The organism is Okeania sp., assembly GCF_983059655.1.
On sequence record NZ_CEZPJD010000835.1, the window covers coordinates 2,283 to 3,409 of the forward strand.

1 protein-coding gene is annotated in these 1,127 nt (G+C 33.2%); it reads right to left on the minus strand.

All coding sequences use genetic code 11. The features are described from left to right. Window positions 1-894: NAD-dependent epimerase/dehydratase family protein (locus tag AC3DU7_RS29085; protein WP_488042735.1), on the minus strand; the 894-nt coding region annotated here is incomplete at its 3' end. Window positions 895-1,127 lie beyond the last annotated feature (233 nt).

Sequence of the window (1,127 nt, forward strand, 5' to 3'; positions counted from 1 at the left end):
TTCAAAAGTAGCTGGATTAACTGGATTTTGATATGTAAAATGACGATATTCCAAACAAAATCTATCCCAAGCTGCCATTTGAATTTTGAATACTGAAATGATTACTTCTATGAACCAAGGAGACAAATTAAACTGGAGATAAATTCGTTTATTCAGATATGCACAAATTTCATCAATAGCCTGATTAACTGTAACTTGTGGGTTCCCTAAAATTAATTTTTGTAGTTCTTTTGACTGGGGCGGTTTTTCTACTAGATAAGTAACGACTCTAGCAATATCCTCAGCATGAATAAAATGGAAACTCCCATCAGCTTTCAACCACCGAATTAAACCAATATATTTAATTATTTCTGGCAAACCAGAGGAAAGATGAGAATAAGGTTTTTCCTCATTCCCTCCTAAAACCAAAGTAGGAAAAAGACAAGTTAGAGGAGGAACATTCTTGAGTCGAGATAACTGATACATACAGTCATATTTAGAGCGGATATAATCAGTACCAATCTCACCAGCTTTTTTGAGTAATTTGTTTTGACTATCAAGAATACTAGCTGTAGAAAAATAGATAATATTTTCACATACTTCTGGATTGAGTAATTTGACTAATTTAATTGTTTTGACAACATTTATATCAAATACTTCCTGTAAATTTCCCCAAGCAGTAGCAATGAGAATAGCCACATTAATTTCTGAAAGTAAATCTGAAAATCTTTCAATTTCTCGGAGATTTGCTGTTAAAAGATTTATACCCGAACGAGCTTTATAATCAACTTTTAACTTTTCCGGGTTTCGCACTAATAAGAAAAGTTCGTGTTGAGTATTTTGAATTAATGACTCAACAATATAATGACCGATACACCCACTAGCACCCGTTACAAAAATCCGTTTATGACTCATATATTTAGGGAGTAGGGAGTAGGGAGTAGGGGAGTGGGGGAGTGGGGAGATTTAAGGCTTGAAGTATAGTTATAAACATATAATATATAATCAGATTCTATATAGAACTCAGGCAACACAATATTCTTCCTTCTTCCTTACCTTAATATAGGGGCGAGTTTCAACAATTGATAATGAACAATGAATAATGGAAAATTACCTCTCCTTGAAAAAAGAGGATTGAACTTAAGGAA